This window comes from Eikenella exigua, from assembly GCF_008805035.1.
GTDB lineage: Bacteria > Pseudomonadota > Gammaproteobacteria > Burkholderiales > Neisseriaceae > Eikenella > Eikenella exigua.
In genome coordinates, this window is the sequence record NZ_CP038018.1 from 766493 (window position 1) to 781853 (window position 15361).

Annotated in this window: 15 protein-coding genes and 1 pseudogene; 9 read left to right on the forward strand and 7 right to left on the reverse strand. The window is 58.5% G+C overall.

What is annotated here, in order from left to right; translation table 11 throughout:
• Positions 1 to 514: 514 nt before the first annotated feature.
• A complete protein-coding gene (locus tag EZJ17_RS04110; protein WP_067439325.1) occupies positions 515 to 2374 on the reverse strand; it encodes a lytic transglycosylase domain-containing protein in 1860 nt (619 codons plus the stop codon).
• Positions 2375 to 2635: 261 nt separating this feature from the next.
• Between EZJ17_RS04110 and EZJ17_RS04115 the strand changes: the two genes are divergently transcribed.
• A complete protein-coding gene (locus tag EZJ17_RS04115) occupies positions 2636 to 2920 on the forward strand; it encodes a hypothetical protein (protein WP_067439322.1) in 285 nt (94 codons plus the stop codon).
• A 12-nt stretch (positions 2921 to 2932) separates the two neighbouring features.
• On the opposite strand, the gene EZJ17_RS04120 is transcribed toward EZJ17_RS04115, so the two are convergent.
• The 3 genes from EZJ17_RS04120 to ribH form a co-directional block, all read right to left on the reverse strand.
• Positions 2933 to 4393 (reverse strand): TrkH family potassium uptake protein, encoded by a 1461-nt coding sequence (locus EZJ17_RS04120; RefSeq protein ID WP_067439319.1) that lies wholly within the window; start codon positions 4391 to 4393, stop codon positions 2933 to 2935.
• 238 nt (positions 4394 to 4631) lie between these two features.
• Positions 4632 to 5075: a transcription antitermination factor NusB gene (nusB, locus tag EZJ17_RS04125; RefSeq protein ID WP_067439316.1), complete on the reverse strand. Its 444-nt coding sequence runs from the start codon at positions 5073 to 5075 to the stop codon at positions 4632 to 4634.
• A gap of 24 nt (positions 5076 to 5099) precedes the next feature.
• Positions 5100 to 5585: a 6,7-dimethyl-8-ribityllumazine synthase gene (ribH, locus tag EZJ17_RS04130; protein WP_067439313.1), complete on the reverse strand. Its 486-nt coding sequence runs from the start codon at positions 5583 to 5585 to the stop codon at positions 5100 to 5102.
• A gap of 150 nt (positions 5586 to 5735) precedes the next feature.
• On the opposite strand from ribH, the gene EZJ17_RS04135 reads away from it, so the two are divergent.
• From EZJ17_RS04135 to tehA, 8 genes are all read left to right on the forward strand, one after another.
• On the forward strand, positions 5736 to 6236 hold the full coding sequence (locus EZJ17_RS04135) for a dihydrofolate reductase (RefSeq protein WP_067439310.1): 501 nt from the start codon (positions 5736 to 5738) through the stop codon (positions 6234 to 6236).
• A 20-nt stretch (positions 6237 to 6256) separates the two neighbouring features.
• Positions 6257 to 7288: a tetraacyldisaccharide 4'-kinase gene (gene lpxK, locus EZJ17_RS04140; protein ID WP_067439307.1), complete on the forward strand. Its 1032-nt coding sequence runs from the start codon at positions 6257 to 6259 to the stop codon at positions 7286 to 7288.
• Between the two features lie 143 nt (positions 7289 to 7431).
• Positions 7432 to 7614: a Trm112 family protein gene (locus EZJ17_RS04145; protein WP_067439304.1), complete on the forward strand. Its 183-nt coding sequence runs from the start codon at positions 7432 to 7434 to the stop codon at positions 7612 to 7614.
• Positions 7611 to 8390: a 3-deoxy-manno-octulosonate cytidylyltransferase gene (gene kdsB, locus EZJ17_RS04150; RefSeq protein ID WP_067439301.1), complete on the forward strand. Its 780-nt coding sequence runs from the start codon at positions 7611 to 7613 to the stop codon at positions 8388 to 8390. Before EZJ17_RS04145 ends, kdsB begins: the two co-directional genes overlap by 4 nt.
• Positions 8391 to 8675: 285 nt before the next feature.
• Positions 8676 to 9224 carry a DUF1287 domain-containing protein gene (locus EZJ17_RS04155; protein ID WP_205748067.1) on the forward strand — a complete coding sequence of 183 codons (549 nt, stop codon included), beginning with the start codon at positions 8676 to 8678 and terminating at the stop codon, positions 9222 to 9224.
• A 97-nt stretch (positions 9225 to 9321) separates the two neighbouring features.
• On the forward strand, positions 9322 to 10062 hold the full coding sequence (locus tag EZJ17_RS04160) for a pseudouridine synthase (protein WP_067439295.1): 741 nt from the start codon (positions 9322 to 9324) through the stop codon (positions 10060 to 10062).
• A gap of 159 nt (positions 10063 to 10221) precedes the next feature.
• Positions 10222 to 11640 carry a type I glutamate--ammonia ligase gene (gene glnA / locus EZJ17_RS04165; protein ID WP_067439292.1) on the forward strand — a complete coding sequence of 473 codons (1419 nt, stop codon included), beginning with the start codon at positions 10222 to 10224 and terminating at the stop codon, positions 11638 to 11640.
• A gap of 212 nt (positions 11641 to 11852) precedes the next feature.
• Entirely contained in the window at positions 11853 to 12797 is a 945-nt protein-coding gene (gene tehA / locus EZJ17_RS04170) for a dicarboxylate transporter/tellurite-resistance protein TehA (RefSeq protein WP_067444685.1), read from the forward strand.
• A gap of 81 nt (positions 12798 to 12878) precedes the next feature.
• On the opposite strand, the pseudogene EZJ17_RS04175 reads toward tehA, so the two are convergent.
• The 3 genes and pseudogenes from EZJ17_RS04175 to bamJ form a co-directional block, all read right to left on the reverse strand.
• Positions 12879 to 13827, reverse strand: a pseudogene (locus EZJ17_RS04175) (asparaginase).
• 136 nt (positions 13828 to 13963) lie between these two features.
• On the reverse strand, positions 13964 to 14446 hold the full coding sequence (locus tag EZJ17_RS04180) for a hypothetical protein (protein ID WP_067439285.1): 483 nt from the start codon (positions 14444 to 14446) through the stop codon (positions 13964 to 13966).
• Between the two features lie 67 nt (positions 14447 to 14513).
• Positions 14514 to 15296, reverse strand: coding sequence for a BamJ family beta-barrel-assembly machinery protein (gene bamJ / locus EZJ17_RS04185; protein ID WP_067439282.1), 783 nt, complete (start codon positions 15294 to 15296; stop codon positions 14514 to 14516).
• Between the last annotated feature and the right edge of the window lie 65 nt (positions 15297 to 15361).

Here is a 15361-nt window from a genome sequence, read left to right on the forward strand (position 1 = left end):
TCTTAATAATTTAGAGAAGCCGATGCGAGTCTTACCAACGGAAAATCCATACTACTTTAAGCGATATGCTTTTAGATGGTCAAGATGCTTGTGAAATTAGGGCTAATGCCAGACACCGTTGATATGGAGGAGGGTAGATTTGACGGATTTAAAGCACGAAATTCGTTATTATGCAGGGGATAGTAGAAACTTTTGTGTGGTCAATGAATTGCCCATGCTATTCGGTTGAAGGCTACCTGAAGGTTCAGGAGGATAGGCATAACAAAATGTCAACGTTGCCACGCCGATATTTCGCAACTCAAACAACAGTTTTATTTTTATTAATCGATTTTCGATACAAAAAGGCTACCTGAAAAGTCCCAGGTAGCCTTTGGTTCATAGCAGATTAACTTAACTTCCAATACAGCGTTAGCTTACCCTACCGTACTCTGTACTGTCTGCAGCTTGCCGCCTTGTATCAAAAATTAATTAATCTGTTATAACTGTGGTAGCAAAATAGTTCAACTGGCCGGCATTACCGCGCAGGAATGGTGCCCATGCGGCGGGTGAGTGAGGTGTGCGGCTCGTTAAATAAGCTGGCGTAGTAGGTGGCGTTGGTCATCACGCGTTTGACGTAGTCGCGGGTTTCGTCGAACGGAATGGTTTCGGCATACACCGCGCCTTCGAGCGCTGAGGAGGCTTGCCAGTTGCGGGCACGGCCGGGGCCGGCGTTGTAGCCGGCGGTGGCGAGCACTTCGTTGCCCAGCCGGTTGCGGGCATCACCCAGATACCAAGTGCCCATGCGGATGTTGCCTTCGATGGTGTGCAATTCGGCCGGATCCATGCCGATTTTGCCGGCAATTTCGCGGGCGGTAGCAGGCATCACTTGCATCAGGCCGGTGGCGCCCACACGGGAGCGCACGCCGATCATGAAGCGGCTCTCTTGGCGGATGATGCCGTAGGCCCAGGCGGGGTCGATATTGGCTTGGGCGGCGTAGCGGCTCACGCTGTCGCGGAAGGGGGAAATGTAGCGCAGGTTGTAGTTGATTTGGCTGTTGGTTTTGTCGGCGGCATGGATGCCCATCTCGTAGAAGCCGGCGTCGTGGGCGAGCTTAGAGGCGGCGAGCAGGGCGGGTTCGTTGAAGCCGTCTATAGCGTAACGCCACTCGGCCTGGGCTTGTTTACGCATGTCCCAATCGCCGCTGCGCTGGGAGGCGCGGAATAAGTTGAGTGCGCGGGAAACCGCACCATCGGCGGCCACTTGTCCGGTTTGGCTGCTGCCGGGCTCGGCGGCGGTGTTGCGGGTGTCCACTTTACCGCCGAGGGCTTCGGTGGCAAGCAGGGCATAGAAATTTCGGCCGGAGGCAGCGGCTTGGCGGTAGTGCTGCTGGGCTCGGGCGGAATCGCCGCTGGCGGCTAGGCTGCGGGCGAGCCAGTATTGCCAAGTGGGGTCGGCACGCAGGGTGTCGGGCATGGCGGCGATGATGTTTTGTAGATCGTTCCAGCGGCCGAGGCGCAGAGCACTGCGGGCGTACCATTCCCAGTGTTCTTTGCCAAACTGGCTGCGGTCGGCACGGTTGAACGCGTCGAGCGCGGCAGGGAAACGTTGGTTCAACGCGTAGTGGTGGCCGAGCACGGCCCAGGCAAAGCCGGTTTGAGCCGGGCTGAGGCTGGCTGAGAGGCTTTGTAGGCGTTGGGCGGCATCGGCCTGTTTGCGGGCATTTTGGCCGATTACGCTGTGCAACAGGGCTTCGCGGCCGCCTTGGCTGTCGGGCGTGGCGCTGGTGAGCGGCTCTGGCAGGGGTGAGCCCAAGGCGGCGGCCAAGCGGCGGGCATCACTGATTTGGTTGTTGGCCAGCAAGCCGCGTACGCGCCGCCAAGCGGCATCAGCCGGCAGCCTGCCTTGAGTGGCGAGCTGTTCGAGCAGGCGGTTGCAGCCTTCTGGCTGGCGGCCGAGTTCGGCCAGCACTTCTTGGGCGGCATTTTGATTTTCCTGCCCGGCCAGTGCAGCATAGCAGCGGGTTTCTTTATCGCGGTCGGCAGGTTTCAGGTAGCCGTATTGTCGAACAAACTCTTGCCATTGGCCGTTGCGGCCGAGCTGTTTGAGCCACTGGTTGCGCAGGCTGTTGGCCATCGCGCTGGGCTGGGCTTGGGCGAGGAATTGGGCGGCCTGGCTGGCATCGCCCTGTTTGAGCGCGGCTTGGGCGGATTGGAAAAGCTGGTAGTCGGCCAGCACTTTGTCTTCAGAATCGCTGCGGCGGCCGCCGGGCAGCTGGACGGCGGCGCTGCTGTCGGTGTTGATGGGCTCGACCGGGGTTTCGGTTTGGCTGGAGCAGGCGGCGAGCAGGCCGGCGGCGAGGAGGGGAATGCTGTGCTGATATACGATTTTTTTCATGCTTGATGTCGGTTTGAATAATTCGGAATGACCTAAGGCTACCTGAAAGCGGCGGGGTAATGAAGCGGCAGGCGCGAACAGACGGCGGGTTTTACTGCTTTTTACGCAGGAAAAGATTTTCCGGTAGCCTGATAAAGGAGGCTGCTTGAAAACCAAAATGCCTCAGCCGCGCTCTACAGCTGCGAGAAATCCGGGCGCAGGCGGAGGAATGCACCGATGGGTTGATGGAATTGCTAGAGAAACTGGGCGGCTGAGGAATGCTTGGATGATGAAGACCGAGACCTTTTCAAAACCACGGATTTGAGTGCGGTTCAGAGCAGCAGCATCGCAAATCATTTGGCTTTATTGGGCACAGATAATATGGAAATATTTTCAAGCATTCGAGAAACGTACCGAGAGGAAATATGCCGAAAACGGGATTTTGCAAAGGTCTCAGGCTACCCTGAAATTTTCAGGTGGCCTTTTGTGTTTGGGGCTGCTTCACCCAAACAAGCTGCTCTTGCTATTGCCTTTCAGGTAGCCCTCTTCCCGTTTGAGGCTACCTGAAATCATCAAACGCTATTTGCGCCAATAGGCGGGGGTAAAAAGCATGAACACGGTGAAGATTTCCAAGCGGCCGAGTAGCATGACGATAGAGCACAGCCATTTTTGGGCGTCGGCTAGGTTGGCGTAGCTGCCGGCGGGGCCCACGCTGCCGAGGCCGGGACCAGCGTTGGTAATGCAGGCGGTGGTGGCAGTGAGGGCGGTTACGAAGTCGAGGCCGGTGGCCATGAGGGCGAAGGTAGCGAAGATGATGGTGAGGAAATAAACGGCAGTGAACACGAGCACGGTCATGGCGGTACGCTCTGCGATGTGCATACCATTGATTTTTACGGTGTGCACGGCGTTGGGGTGCAAGAGCAGCATCATTTCACGCAGACTGAATTTGAACAATACGATGGCGCGGATGGTTTTGAGCCCACCACCGGCGCTACCGGCGTTGGCGAGGATGTTGGCGAGGAAAAACATCCACAGGGATACGGGCAGCGGCCAGGTGGCGAAGTCAGTGTTGGCGTAGCCGTTGGCCAGGCCGATGGAGACGAAGTTGAAACCGACGTAACGCAGGGCGTGCGGCCAGTCGGCGTAAAAATCTTTGTGCCACAAATAGAGGGAGCATACGATAATGCTGGCAATTAGGGTGGTAATCATCACGCGCACTTCACTGTCGCAGCGATAGGCATTGAGGCTGCATTGGCGGAAGGCGTAATAATGGTTGGTAAAGTTGATAGCGGCCATAACACTGCCAATGGTGATGATGATTTCGATGAGTGGAGAATTGAAATAGGCGATGTTTTGGTCGTGGGTGGAGAAACCGCCTAGGCCGAGGCAGGACATGGCATGGCACACGGCATCGAGCCAACTCATACCGGCCAGGCGCAGGGCAAGGCAGATAAGGAGTGTGAAAAAAACGTATATTAACCAAAGGTTTTTGGCGGTTTGGGAGATGCGAGGGGAAAGTTTGCTGTCTTTGTGGATGCCAGGGATTTCGACTTTAAAGAGCTGGGTGCCGCCCACGCCGATCATGGGCAGGATGGCCACGGCTAACACGATGATGCCCATTCCGCCTACCCAGTTGAGCAGATGGCGCCAGAAGTTAAGTGAGGGGGGGAAGCTGTCGAGGTTGGTGAAGACGGTGGCGCCGGTGGTGGTAAGGCCGGATATGGCTTCAAAAAAGGCGTCGGTGTAGCTGATACCGGGCAAATGCCAGTAGAATGGCAGGGAGGCGACCATGGCAAAGCCTACCCATAAAAGGAAGACGAGGGTGAAGCCGTCGCGGGCGCGCAGCTCGCGGTGGTGGCGGCGGGTGATGAGCCAGATGATGCCGGAAACGAAGATGGTGCCAGCGGCGGTGTCAGCAAATATCCAGAAAGCAGCATCTTGGTAGAGATACGACACGATGGTGGGCGCCAAGAGCAATAGCGAAAATACGAAGCCAAGGCGGGAGAAGATGTGGATGATGGGAGCGAGTTTGTAGTACATGGTGTGGCTTAGGTGGCCTGTGGAAAAGGATGTATTTTACTTGTTTTAACGGGGTGTTGTGGTGGCGGTTGAGGCTACCTGAAAACGGATACAGCGGTTTCAGGTAGCTTGCGGCATGAGCAAATGAGCGTGGGTCATAGCTAAAGCACTTATTTCTTATATACGACGTTAGCTTGTCTTGCCATACTTCTACCTATACTGTCTGCGGCTCGCTGCCTTGTATGAAGAAATAAGTGCTTTAGCTATAAGTGCGTTTCGGGTCATTGGGCCGCAGTTCGGCCGCCAGTTTATCCAAAATGCCGTTGACAAATTTGTGGCCGTCGATGCCGCCGAAAGTTTTGGTAACTTCAATCGCTTCGTTGATGATCACGGGGTAGGGTGTTTCCGGCATATCTCGCAGCTCGAAAGCAGCGGCTAGGAGCACGGCGCATTCGATGGGGCTGAGATCTTTTTCGTCGCGGTCGAGCAACGGGCGGATAATCTGCATCAGCTCGCGGCGTTTGGCCTGCACGCCGAAGAAAATGGCGGTGAAGAGCTCGTTGTCGGCCTTGGCGAAGTATTCGTTTTCGCGGATATTTTTGGCTACTTCGGTATCGGGCAGCTGATTGAGCGCGGCCTGATACAGCGCCTGCACGGCAAATTCGCGCGCGCGGCGGCGCGGGGTGCGGTTTTTCGGTTTCATTACTTGCCTTTCTGAAATCAAGGGCTACACGATGGCATCGGGCAGGTTGTTGCCGGCCGGATTGAGGCGGCGCAGCAGATTGGCGCATTCCACCGCCACCACGGCGGCTTCGGCGGCTTTGCTTTGGATGCGCGCGTGGGCTTGTTCGTCGTTTTCGGTGGTGAGGACGGCATTGGCGATGGGGATGTTGAAATCCAGCCCCACACGGCTGATGCCGGCGGCAGATTCGTTTGACACCAATTCGAAATGATAAGTTTCGCCGCGGATCACCGCGCCCAAGGCCACCAGTGCATCAAAACTGTGCGACTGCGCCATATTTTGCAGCGCCAGCGGTACTTCCAGCGCGCCGGGCACGGTGGCTACGGTGATGTTGCCGTCGGGCACGCCCAGTTCCACCAGTTTTTCGGTGCACACTTCAAGCATGGCGCTGCCGATTTCGTTGGAAAAACGGGCTTGTACAATGCCGATATTCAGGCCTGCGCCGTCGTGGTTGGGGGGGATGATGGTCATGTCCGCTGCTCCGTTGTAGTGAAATAAGCAAAAGCGGCATGCGCCGCAAAGAAAGCGGATTTTACACCAAAGCGCACGTTTTGGGGCTGTGAAGGAAGATGGCTTGCGTTACAATGGCGGCGTTTTGCTCCACTTTTCAGGTAGCCTCCCATGCCAACCATCACTCTTATCGCCGCCGTGGCGGATAACCGCTGCATCGGCAGCGGCAACGCCATGCCCTGGCATATTGCCGAAGATTTCGCCTTTTTCAAACGCTACACCTTGGGCAAACCCGTGGTGATGGGGCGCAAAACTTGGGATTCGCTGCCCAAGAAACCCTTGCCCGGCCGCCGCAATATCGTGATTACCCGCCAGCCGCTCTGGCAGGCCGAAGGCGCAGAACGTGCCGACAGCTTAGATGCCGCGCTGGCCATGTTGGCCGAGGTGCCCGAAATCATCATCATGGGCGGCGCGCAGATTTACGCCCAAGCCCTGCCGCTGGCCACCGATTTGCGCATCACCGAAGTGCGCTTGGATATCGACGGCGACGCCTTCTTCCCCGCCTTTGCCCCCGCCGAATGGCAGGAAATAGAACGCAGCAGCCACACTGCGGCTGCCAACGGCATCCGCTTTGATTTTGTGCACTACCGCCGCGCCCGGCAGGCTAGCTGAAAGATGAGGCTACCTGAAAAATGCTGCACCGCCTGATCGAGCGCCATTGGCAAACGCCCAACCCGCTGCTTACGCCGATTTTATGGCCGCTGGCACGGCTGTTTGGCCTGTTGGCGGCGCGGCGGCGTGAAGGCTACCTGAAAGGCCGTTGGCAGAGCGAAAAACTGCCTGTGCCGGTGGTGGTGGTGGGCAATGTGCAGGCAGGCGGCAGCGGTAAAACCCCCGTGGTGCAGGCCTTGGTGCGCTCCTTGCAGGAGCGCGGCATCTGCCCCGGTATCATCAGCCGGGGCTATGGTCGAAGCGAGCAGGGTGTGCACGTGTTAAACAACCAAAGCACTGCCGCGCAGGCCGGTGATGAACCGGTGCTGCTGCATCGCAGCACCGGCGCTCCTGCCGCCGTGGGCAGCCGCCGTGCCGAAGCGGGCAGGGCGCTTTTGGCCGCGCATCCCGAAGCGCAAATCATCATTGCCGACGACGGCTTGCAACACTACGCCCTACAACGCGATTTCGAGCTGGCAGTATTCCCCGCCACCGATGTGGGGCGGCCGCTGGATTTGCTGCCCAACGGCAATTTGCGCGAGCCTTTGCAGCGCCTGGAAAGCGTAAACGCCGTGCTGCTCGCTAACAGCACGCCCGACAGCCCCGAGCCGGATTGGGCGTTGCCGGATAACATGCTGCTCTGCCGCAGCCGCCTGCAATGTGGGCAGATTTACCGTCTGCACCGCCCGCACGAATCTTTGCCCGAAGGCTACCTGAAACAGCGCCGCGTTATTGCTGCTGCTGCCATTGCCAAGCCCGAACGTTTCTTTGCCGAACTGGCGCGGCTGGGCATCGAGATCGAACGGCAAATTGCCCTGCCCGACCACGCCACCTGGCAGATTGCCGATTTGCCGGCGGCCGATTGCTACATCGTCACTGAAAAAGATGCAGTGAAGCTCGCCGCCGATACCGCGCAGGAAGTATGGGTATTGCCTGTGCGCGCCGAATTGCCGGAAGCCTTAGTGCAGGCCGTAATCCGCCGCTGCCTGCCGGATAGGGAGCAGGCTACCTGAAAACGGAAAGGCTACCTGAAAACAGCGACACGGCAGGCCGCGCGGACAAGTTTCGGGCAGCCTCACAGCGCAAGCAGTTTTGCCAACAGGCGTTCGCGCCCGATACCCGCCGCGCCAACCCAACCAACCGGAGACCCCAAACCATGGACAAAAAATACCTCGACCTCCTCGTTTGCCCGCTCACCAAAGGCGCGCTCGAATACCATGCCGGCCGCCAAGAATTGTGGAGCCGCCAAGCCAAGCTGGCCTTCCCCATCCGCGACGGCATTCCCATCATGCTGGAAAACGAAGCCCGCCCCCTCACCGAAGAAGAGCTGCGCGCATGAGCACCCCGTTTACCGTTATCATCCCCGCCCGCCTGGCCTCCAGCAGGTTACCTGAAAAAGCCTTGGCCGATATTGCCGGCAAACCCATGGTGGTGCGCGTGGCCGAGCGCGCCAAGCTGAGCGAGGCGCAGCGCATCGTCGTGGCCACCGACCACACCGCCATTGCCGCTGCCTGCTCCGAATACGGCATCGAAGCCGTGCTCACCGGCAAACAGCACACCAGCGGTACCGCCCGCCTGGCCGAAGCCGCGCTGCTGTTGGGCATGGCCGATGAAGACATCGCTGTAAACGTGCAGGGCGACGAGCCGCTGATTGATCCCGCCCTCATCAACCGCACCGCCGAATTGCTCGGCAGCAGCAGCGCGCAAATGGCCACCGCCGCCCACCCGATTGCCGACGCGGCCGAGTTTCTCAACCCCAACTGCGTGAAAGTGGTGCTCGACCAACGGCGCAACGCCCTCTATTTCAGCCGCGCCCCCATCGCCTGGCCGCGCGACGCCTTCGCCGAAACGCAAGCCGTGCTGCCCGAAGGCTTCGCCCCGCTGCGCCACATCGGCCTGTATGCCTACCGCGTGGGCTTTTTGCACCAATACGTCGGCCTGCCGCCCTCGCCGTTGGAGAGCATCGAATCGCTCGAGCAACTGCGCGTGCTGTGGCACGGCGGCAAAATCGCCGTAACCGTGTGCGACAACGCCCCCGCCGCCGGCGTGGACACCGCCGAAGATTTGCAGCGCGTGCGCGATTGGTTTGCCCGTCATCCCGAAGAGGCTACCTGAAAATAAATAGCCCGGCCGAGCAAAGCCTATATGGTTTTAACTTCGTTGAGGTTGATGCTTTAACTGCGTTGAAGCTGATGCTTTCAGGTAGCCTGTTCTCCCGAAACAGCTTGCCTCCGCCTTGAACGACCGATTTTAAGGAGTTGAGTTATGCGTTTGTTCCGCCGCGTTGGTTTCGCCGCCCTCCTGATTGCCGTTGCCCTTTCTGCCGCTTATTTTGCGAACACCACCCGCCCGCTGCAAAATCCCGCTGCCCGCGCCAAAGCTGTTCGGCTGCCTGAAACCATGCCGCCGCCCGCATCGGCACAGGTCGGCAACGCGGATAAGGCGCCGCCCATCGTCCGCGCCGCCCGCAGCCAAATCGGCCAAACCGTGCGCTACGACCCCGCCTATACTGCGCTAGATTATCCGATGGGCGATGTGCCGATAGCAAAAGGCGTGTGCACCGATGTGGTGATTCGCGCACTGCGGCAGCAGGACATAGACTTGCAGCAGCTGGTTCACCAAGACATGAAAGCGAATTTTTCCGCCTACCCGAATCGCTGGGGGCTAAAACGCCCCGACCCGAATATCGACCACCGCCGCGTGCCGAATCTGGAGGTTTATTTCGCGCGGCACGGCTGGGCGGCGCAAGACGGATACCGCGCGGGCGACATTGTTACCTGGCGGCTGGCGGGCAGCGGGCTGCCGCACATCGGCATCGTATCCGACCGTAAACATGGTGATACACCGCTGATTATCCACAATATCGGTGCAGGCACGCGCGAAGAGGACATCCTGTTCCGCTACGAAATCGTCGGCCATTTCAGGCAGCCCGCCAATGTAGTGCTGTGAAGTGGCGGCGCGGCCAAGCCTGATGCTGTTTTTCAGGTAGCCTCCTCGCGCCAAGCAGGCTACCTGAAATTAACATCTGCCTAACAAAGAAACGAATATGACCACACCCGACAACACCGTCCGCCTTTCCAAACGCATGGCCGAACTCGGCCTCTGCTCGCGCCGCGAAGCCGATGTCTATATTGAGCGCGGTTGGGTGAGCGTGAACGGCGAGAAAGCCGTGCTCGGCCAAAAGGTGGGCACGGGCGACCGCATTGAGCTGCACCGCGCTGCATACGAAGAGCAGGCCGGGCGGGTTACCATTCTGCTGCACAAACCCGTGGGCTTCGTGAGCGGGCAGGCTGAAAAAGGCTACCGCAGCGCTGCCGAGCTGATTACAGAAGCCAACCATTGGCCGGAAGACCGCAGCCCGCAAAAGTTTAAAGCGGCACACCGCCACGGCCTCGCCCCCGCCGGCCGGCTGGATATCGATTCGGTCGGGCTGCTCGTGCTCACGCAAGACGGGCGCGTGGCCAAAAGCCTGATCGGCGAAAACAGCGGTGTGGAAAAAGAATATCTGGTGCGGGTGAAGGGCAAGCTTTCCGAAGAAGGCCTGCGCTTGCTGAACCACGGCCTGAAGCTGGACGGCGAAGCGTTGCGGCCGGCCAAGGTGTCGTGGCAAAACCAAGACCAGCTGCGCTTTGTGTTGAAACAGGGCAAAAAACGCCAAATCCGCCGCATGTGCGAGCTGGTGGGGCTGCGCGTGGTGGGGCTCAAGCGCATCCGCATCGGCAAAGTGAAACTCGGCGCGCTGCCGCCGGGGCAGTGGCGCTATCTGGCGCCGCACGAGCGGTTTTGATTGAAGATAATTGAATAAGGCTACCTGAAAACGAGCACGCGGGTTTCTGCGAAGCTAAATTTTCAGGTAGCCTTTTTGATTTTTGCTATATACGCTCGGGCGGCGGCTGTGGCAAAATGCCCGCTTGATTTTATCCCCGCATATTTAAGGAGTGCCACCATGTCCATCAGCAATGTAGTTCGCATGATTGAAGAAAACGATGTCCGTTTCGTTGATTTGCGATTCACCGACACCAAAGGCAAACAGCACCATTTCACCGTACCCGCAGCCGTAGTGCTGGACGATCCGGAAGAATGGTTTGAAAACGGCCAGCCGTTCGACGGTTCATCTTTCAGCGGCTGGGCGGGCGTTCAGGCCTCCGATATGCAGCTGCGCCCCGATCCGGCCACCGCCTTCATCGACCCCTTCTACGACGATGCCACCTTGGTGCTCACTTGCGATGTGATCGATCCGGCCAGCGGCCAGGGCTACGACCGCGACCCGCGCACCATCGCCCGCCGAGCCGAAGCCTATTTGAAAGCCAGCGGCGTGGGCGATACTGCCTATTTCGGCCCCGAGCCTGAGTTTTTCGTGTTCGACGGCATTGAGTTTGAAACCCATATGCACAAAGCACGTTTCGAAATCAGCTCCGAAAGCGCCGCCTGGTCGAGTGGTCTGCATCTGGACGGCCAAAACACTGGCCACCGCCCGATGGTAAAAGGCGGCTACTCTCCGGTTGCGCCGGTGGATGCCGGGCAGGATTTGCGCTCCGCCATGGTCAATATCCTGCAGGAAATCGGCATTGAAGTGGAAGTCCACCACGGCGAAGTCGGTACTGGCAGCCAGATGGAAATCGGTACTAAATTCAGCACCTTGGTACACCGTGCCGACCAAACCCAAGACATGAAATACGTGATCCACAACGTGGCGCACAACTTCGGCAAAACCGCCACCTTCATGCCCAAACCCTTGATGGGCGACAACGGCAGCGGTATGCACGTGCACCAATCCATTTGGAAAAACGGCCAAAACCTCTTCGCCGGCGACGGCTATGCCGGCTTGAGCGACACCGCCCTCTACTACATCGGCGGTATCATCAAGCACGCCAAAGCGCTGAACGCCATCGCCAACCCCTCCACCAACTCCTACAAACGCCTGGTGCCGCATTTTGAAGCGCCCACCAAACTGGCCTATTCAGCCAAAAACCGCTCCGCTTCGATCCGCATTCCCACCGTGCACAGCGTGAAGGCCCGCCGCGTTGAAGTGCGTTTCCCGGACCCCACCGCCAACCCCTATTTGATGTTCGCCGCGCTGCTGATGGCCGGGCTGGACGGTATCCAAAACAAAATCCACCCCGGTGATCCGGCCGACAAAAACCTCTACGACCTGCCACCGGAAGAGGATGTATTGGTGCCGACCGTGTGCGCCTCTTTGGAAGAAGCCTTGTTCGCCCTCAAAGCCGACCACGAATTCCTCCTGCGCGGTGGCGTGTTCAGCCAAGACTGGATCAACAGCTACATTGCCTTCAAAGAAGAAGACGTGCGCCGCATCCGCATGGCGCCGCACCCGCTGGAATTTGAAATGTATTACTCGCTGTAAGGCAGAATGAAAAGGCTACCTGAACAATCAGGTGGCTTTTTTATACCGAATGTTTGCCCTGGCTGCTGCCTTTCGCAGGTTCAGATAGCCTTTGTCCCATGATTGCACGAGACAAAATAGCAGCAGATTGAGCAAAATCGGATAGTTTGGAACAGAGGAATGCCAGTATGATGCCACCTGTTTTAAATTATCCAAGCAATAAGGAACACATCATGGGCGCACGCCGCAAATTTCCGATTCCACTCAGTTATTTCAGCACCACCATCGGCCTATTCGCGTTGGGTTTGTCGTGGCGCTATGGCGCAGCGGCAGGCCTGATGCCGACTTGGCCGAGCGAATGGCTGCTGGCAGCGGCATTTGCGGTGTGGTTGGTGCTGGTGGCGGCTTATGTGTGCAAGATATTGGCTTATCGCGATGAGTTTTTAGGCGACTTAACCGATTTGGTGCAATGCTGTTTTCTCAGCGCCATTCCGATTACCACCATCTTGGCAGGCATTGCCGGGCTGCCTTATGCCGCCGGGGCGGCACGCGTGCTGGTGTATGCCGGCATTTCTGGGCAGCTGGCGTTTGCCATGTATCGTGCTGCCGGGCTGTGGCGCGGGCTGCACAGCTTGGCAGCCACTACGCCGGTGATTTATCTGCCTACGGTGGCCGCTAATTTCGTGAGTGCCACGGCGCTAGACGTGCTGGGGCAGCATGATTATGCGGTGTTGTTTTTCGGTGCGGGGCTGCTGTCTTGGTTTAGCCTGGAGGCGGCGATTTTAGGCAGGCTGCGCACGGCGGTGGCGGTTGCACCGCAGGTGCGCGGGATAGTGGGCATCCAGCTTGCGCCGGCCTTTGTGGGCTGTGGGGCGTATTTTGCGGTGAACGGCGGCGCAATCGACATTTTTGCGCTGGCCTTGATGGGATACGGCTGTTTGCAGTTTCTGCTGTTGCTGCGCCTGCTGGGCTGGTTTGCCGAGGGCGGGTTTAGCATGAGCTGGTGGGGCTTCTCGTTCGGCTTGGCGGCCATGTGCGGCTGCGGGCTGCACCTTTTGGCTGCGGGCAAGATGGTATGGCTGGGCACGGTGCTGGCGGTAAGCGGCTCGGCTGGGGTAGCACTGTTGTTGGCGGGAACGTTGTATTTGGTGTGGCAGGGGCGGTTTTTGGTGCGTTAGGCTGCTTGTGCCCTTGTTGCAAAGGCTACCTGAAAACGGTTGATACGGTTTCAGGTAGCCTTTTTGTAGCGGAGGAAGGTATCAGAGCAAATCCAATTGCGCTAAAGCCTGTTGCAGCTGGTCGGACATCCAGTGGTTGCTGGCAGCGAGGGTCATGAGGGCGGTGGCGGTTTCGATATTGCATTTGCCGCCGCCCACCGCGCCGGCCTGGCGCAGGGCGTTGCCTTGGGCGTAGGCGGTGCCGGTGCGGCCGTGGTGGGCTTGGCTGATGTTGAGCAACAGGCCGCCGTTTTGGGTGAAGTGTTGCACGGCGGCGAGCAATTCGGAGCTGGCGGGGGCGTGGCCTTGGCCGTAGGAAAGCAGGATGGCGGCTTCTTGGGGGAAGTGGCGCAGGCTGTGGGCGATTTGCTCGGGGCTGCTGCCGGGGGTGAGCAGGTGGCTGCACACGCGGGCGGCTGGGTTGAAGCGGGTGGGCAGGCCGCTGAGGCGGCAGGGCAGGGGTGTTTGGCTGCCAGGTGTTGAAGTGGGCGTTGTCGAAGCCTTGGTCGAGCTCGGTGCTGCATTTACTGCTGCCGATAGCGGGATAGAGCTGGCCGCCGAAGGCGATAACGGTGCCGTGCAGTTGGGGATTTTGCAGGGCGGCAATGGCGGTGTGGAGGTTGGCCGGGGCATCGCTGTTGGCGGCGTGGTAGGGCTTTTGCGCGCCGGTGAGGACGATGGGTTTGCCGCCGTTGTCGAGCGCAAGGGCGAGGAGGTTGGCGGTGTAGGCGAGGGTGTCGGTACCGTGCAAGACGAGGATGCCGTCGTGCTCGGGCAGGGCGGCTTGCAGGAGGGAGAGCCATTCTGCCCAATGTTGGGGGGTGATGTTGGAGCTGTCGATCAGAGGCTGGCAGATGTGCCAGTGGAACACGGCTTGTTCGGCATAGGGCTGCAGAGCTTGTTCGGCGAGTTCGGCATCGGGCACAAGGCCGTCGGGGCTGGGCTTCATGCCGATGGTGCCGCCGGTGTAGAGGACGAATATTTTTTGCATGGCGGAATGTTTTGTTGGAAATGGGATATGGAATTATAGGGGCTAGCTGAAAAATTGGGGTAGGGGGTTGGGGTTTCTTTTTCGGGTAGCCTTGGTGTGATTGAGGGAATGGATTAAAGGCTACCTGAAAAACCAATTAGTCGGTGTAAACAGGCAAATAGGGCTGGATTTGGTTTGCGGGTAGGTGTGCGGTTTCGTGCGGCGGATAGGTACCGGCGTAGATGTGTTCGCCGATGGCGGGGTCGTGTACGAACCAATCGTAGTAGGCTAATTCGCCTTGGGCATCAAACCAGTCGCAGCGGGCGGTTTGTGTGTTGATGTGGTAAGAGTGGGTGTAGCACAGAAGCTGGAGGCCGTTGCCGGTGTCGAGGTAGTCGGAAAAACCGTCTTCTTGTGTGAAGGACGGGGTGTGGTAGTGGTAAATCCGGCAGGCTGTGATGCGGCCGGCAGCGGCTGTGTAGCAAAAGAAGCCGCGTATGCGGTTTTGGGTGTCGAATTCGGCGGTGGTTTGGCTAATGAGCTGGCCGTGTTCGTTGAGCTCGGTGGTACAGACGGCAATGTCTTGATGATTGCGGATGATGATGAATTGGCGGTTGGAATCGGGATCGAGTGTGAGCATGGCATGGTTTAAAGGCTACCTGAAAAGTGTTTTGCTTTTCAGGTAGCCTTTTAGTTAGCTGATGGAATTACTGAACTTTAATCAGTTTAACATCGAATACCAGCACGGAGTTGGGCGGAATGCTGGGGTTGCCTTTGTCGCCGTAGGCGAGTTCGGCGGGGACGTAGAGGGTGTATTCGCCGCCTTCTTTCATCAACTGCAGGCCTTCGGTCCAACCTTTGATCACGCCGTCGAGCTTGAAGGTAGCGGGTTCGCCGCGTTTGATGGAGCTGTCGAACACGGTGCCGTCGAGCAATCTGCCTTCGTAGTGTACGGTTACAGTGCTCTTAGCAGTGGGCTGTTTGCCGGTACCTTCGGTTTTCACGCTGTATTGCAGGCCGGAGGGAGTGGTTTTCACACCTTCTTTGGCTTTGTTGGCTTCGAGGAAGGCTTTACCTTCTTCCAGCTGGCGGGTGGCCAGTTTGCCCATCTGGGCAGTATGGTATTGCTGCAGGATGTTGTTGGCTTCTTCGTCGCTCACGGGCAGCGGCTGGCTGGCCATACCGGCCTGCAGGCCTTTAATCAAGGTGGCTTGGTCGAAATCTAAGATAGTGTTGGCGTCGCCCAGCTGTTGGCCTTGGAGGTAGCCGATGAGGTAGCTGGCTTTTTGTTGTTCGGTCATGCCGGCCAATACGTCGGAGGCGGCGGCAAGGCCCGAAGCGGCAGCGGGGTCGGATGCGGTTGAAGCTGCAGCAGGGGAAGATACGGCCGGAGCAGAGGCGCTGCCAGAAGTGGGCTGTTGGTTACAGGCGGCCAGGGCGAATACCACGGCGGCGGCCAGCAGGCCAGTGCGGAATGTGTTGGTTTGCATAAAACTCCCTAATGTGAATGAAAGGAAACAACAGCGAGCATTACATCATTTCCGCCGTGCCGTTT

Coding starts and splice junctions, on each gene's coding strand:
- kdsB (WP_067439301.1), top strand. CDS start 7,611: ATGAGCACCCCGTTTACCGTTATCATCCCCGCCCGCCTGGCCTCCAGC.
- EZJ17_RS04155 (WP_205748067.1), top strand. CDS start 8,676: ATGCCGCCGCCCGCATCGGCACAGGTCGGCAACGCGGATAAGGCGCCG.
- ribH (WP_067439313.1), bottom strand. CDS start 5,585: ATGACCATCATCCCCCCCAACCACGACGGCGCAGGCCTGAATATCGGC.
- EZJ17_RS04135 (WP_067439310.1), top strand. CDS start 5,736: ATGCCAACCATCACTCTTATCGCCGCCGTGGCGGATAACCGCTGCATC.
- nusB (WP_067439316.1), bottom strand. CDS start 5,075: ATGAAACCGAAAAACCGCACCCCGCGCCGCCGCGCGCGCGAATTTGCC.
- bamJ (WP_067439282.1), bottom strand. CDS start 15,296: ATGCAAACCAACACATTCCGCACTGGCCTGCTGGCCGCCGCCGTGGTA.
- EZJ17_RS04120 (WP_067439319.1), bottom strand. CDS start 4,393: ATGTACTACAAACTCGCTCCCATCATCCACATCTTCTCCCGCCTTGGC.
- lpxK (WP_067439307.1), top strand. CDS start 6,257: ATGCTGCACCGCCTGATCGAGCGCCATTGGCAAACGCCCAACCCGCTG.
- EZJ17_RS04110 (WP_067439325.1), bottom strand. CDS start 2,374: ATGAAAAAAATCGTATATCAGCACAGCATTCCCCTCCTCGCCGCCGGC.
- glnA (WP_067439292.1), top strand. CDS start 10,222: ATGTCCATCAGCAATGTAGTTCGCATGATTGAAGAAAACGATGTCCGT.
- EZJ17_RS04180 (WP_067439285.1), bottom strand. CDS start 14,446: ATGCTCACACTCGATCCCGATTCCAACCGCCAATTCATCATCATCCGC.
- EZJ17_RS04145 (WP_067439304.1), top strand. CDS start 7,432: ATGGACAAAAAATACCTCGACCTCCTCGTTTGCCCGCTCACCAAAGGC.
- tehA (WP_067444685.1), top strand. CDS start 11,853: ATGGGCGCACGCCGCAAATTTCCGATTCCACTCAGTTATTTCAGCACC.
- EZJ17_RS04160 (WP_067439295.1), top strand. CDS start 9,322: ATGACCACACCCGACAACACCGTCCGCCTTTCCAAACGCATGGCCGAA.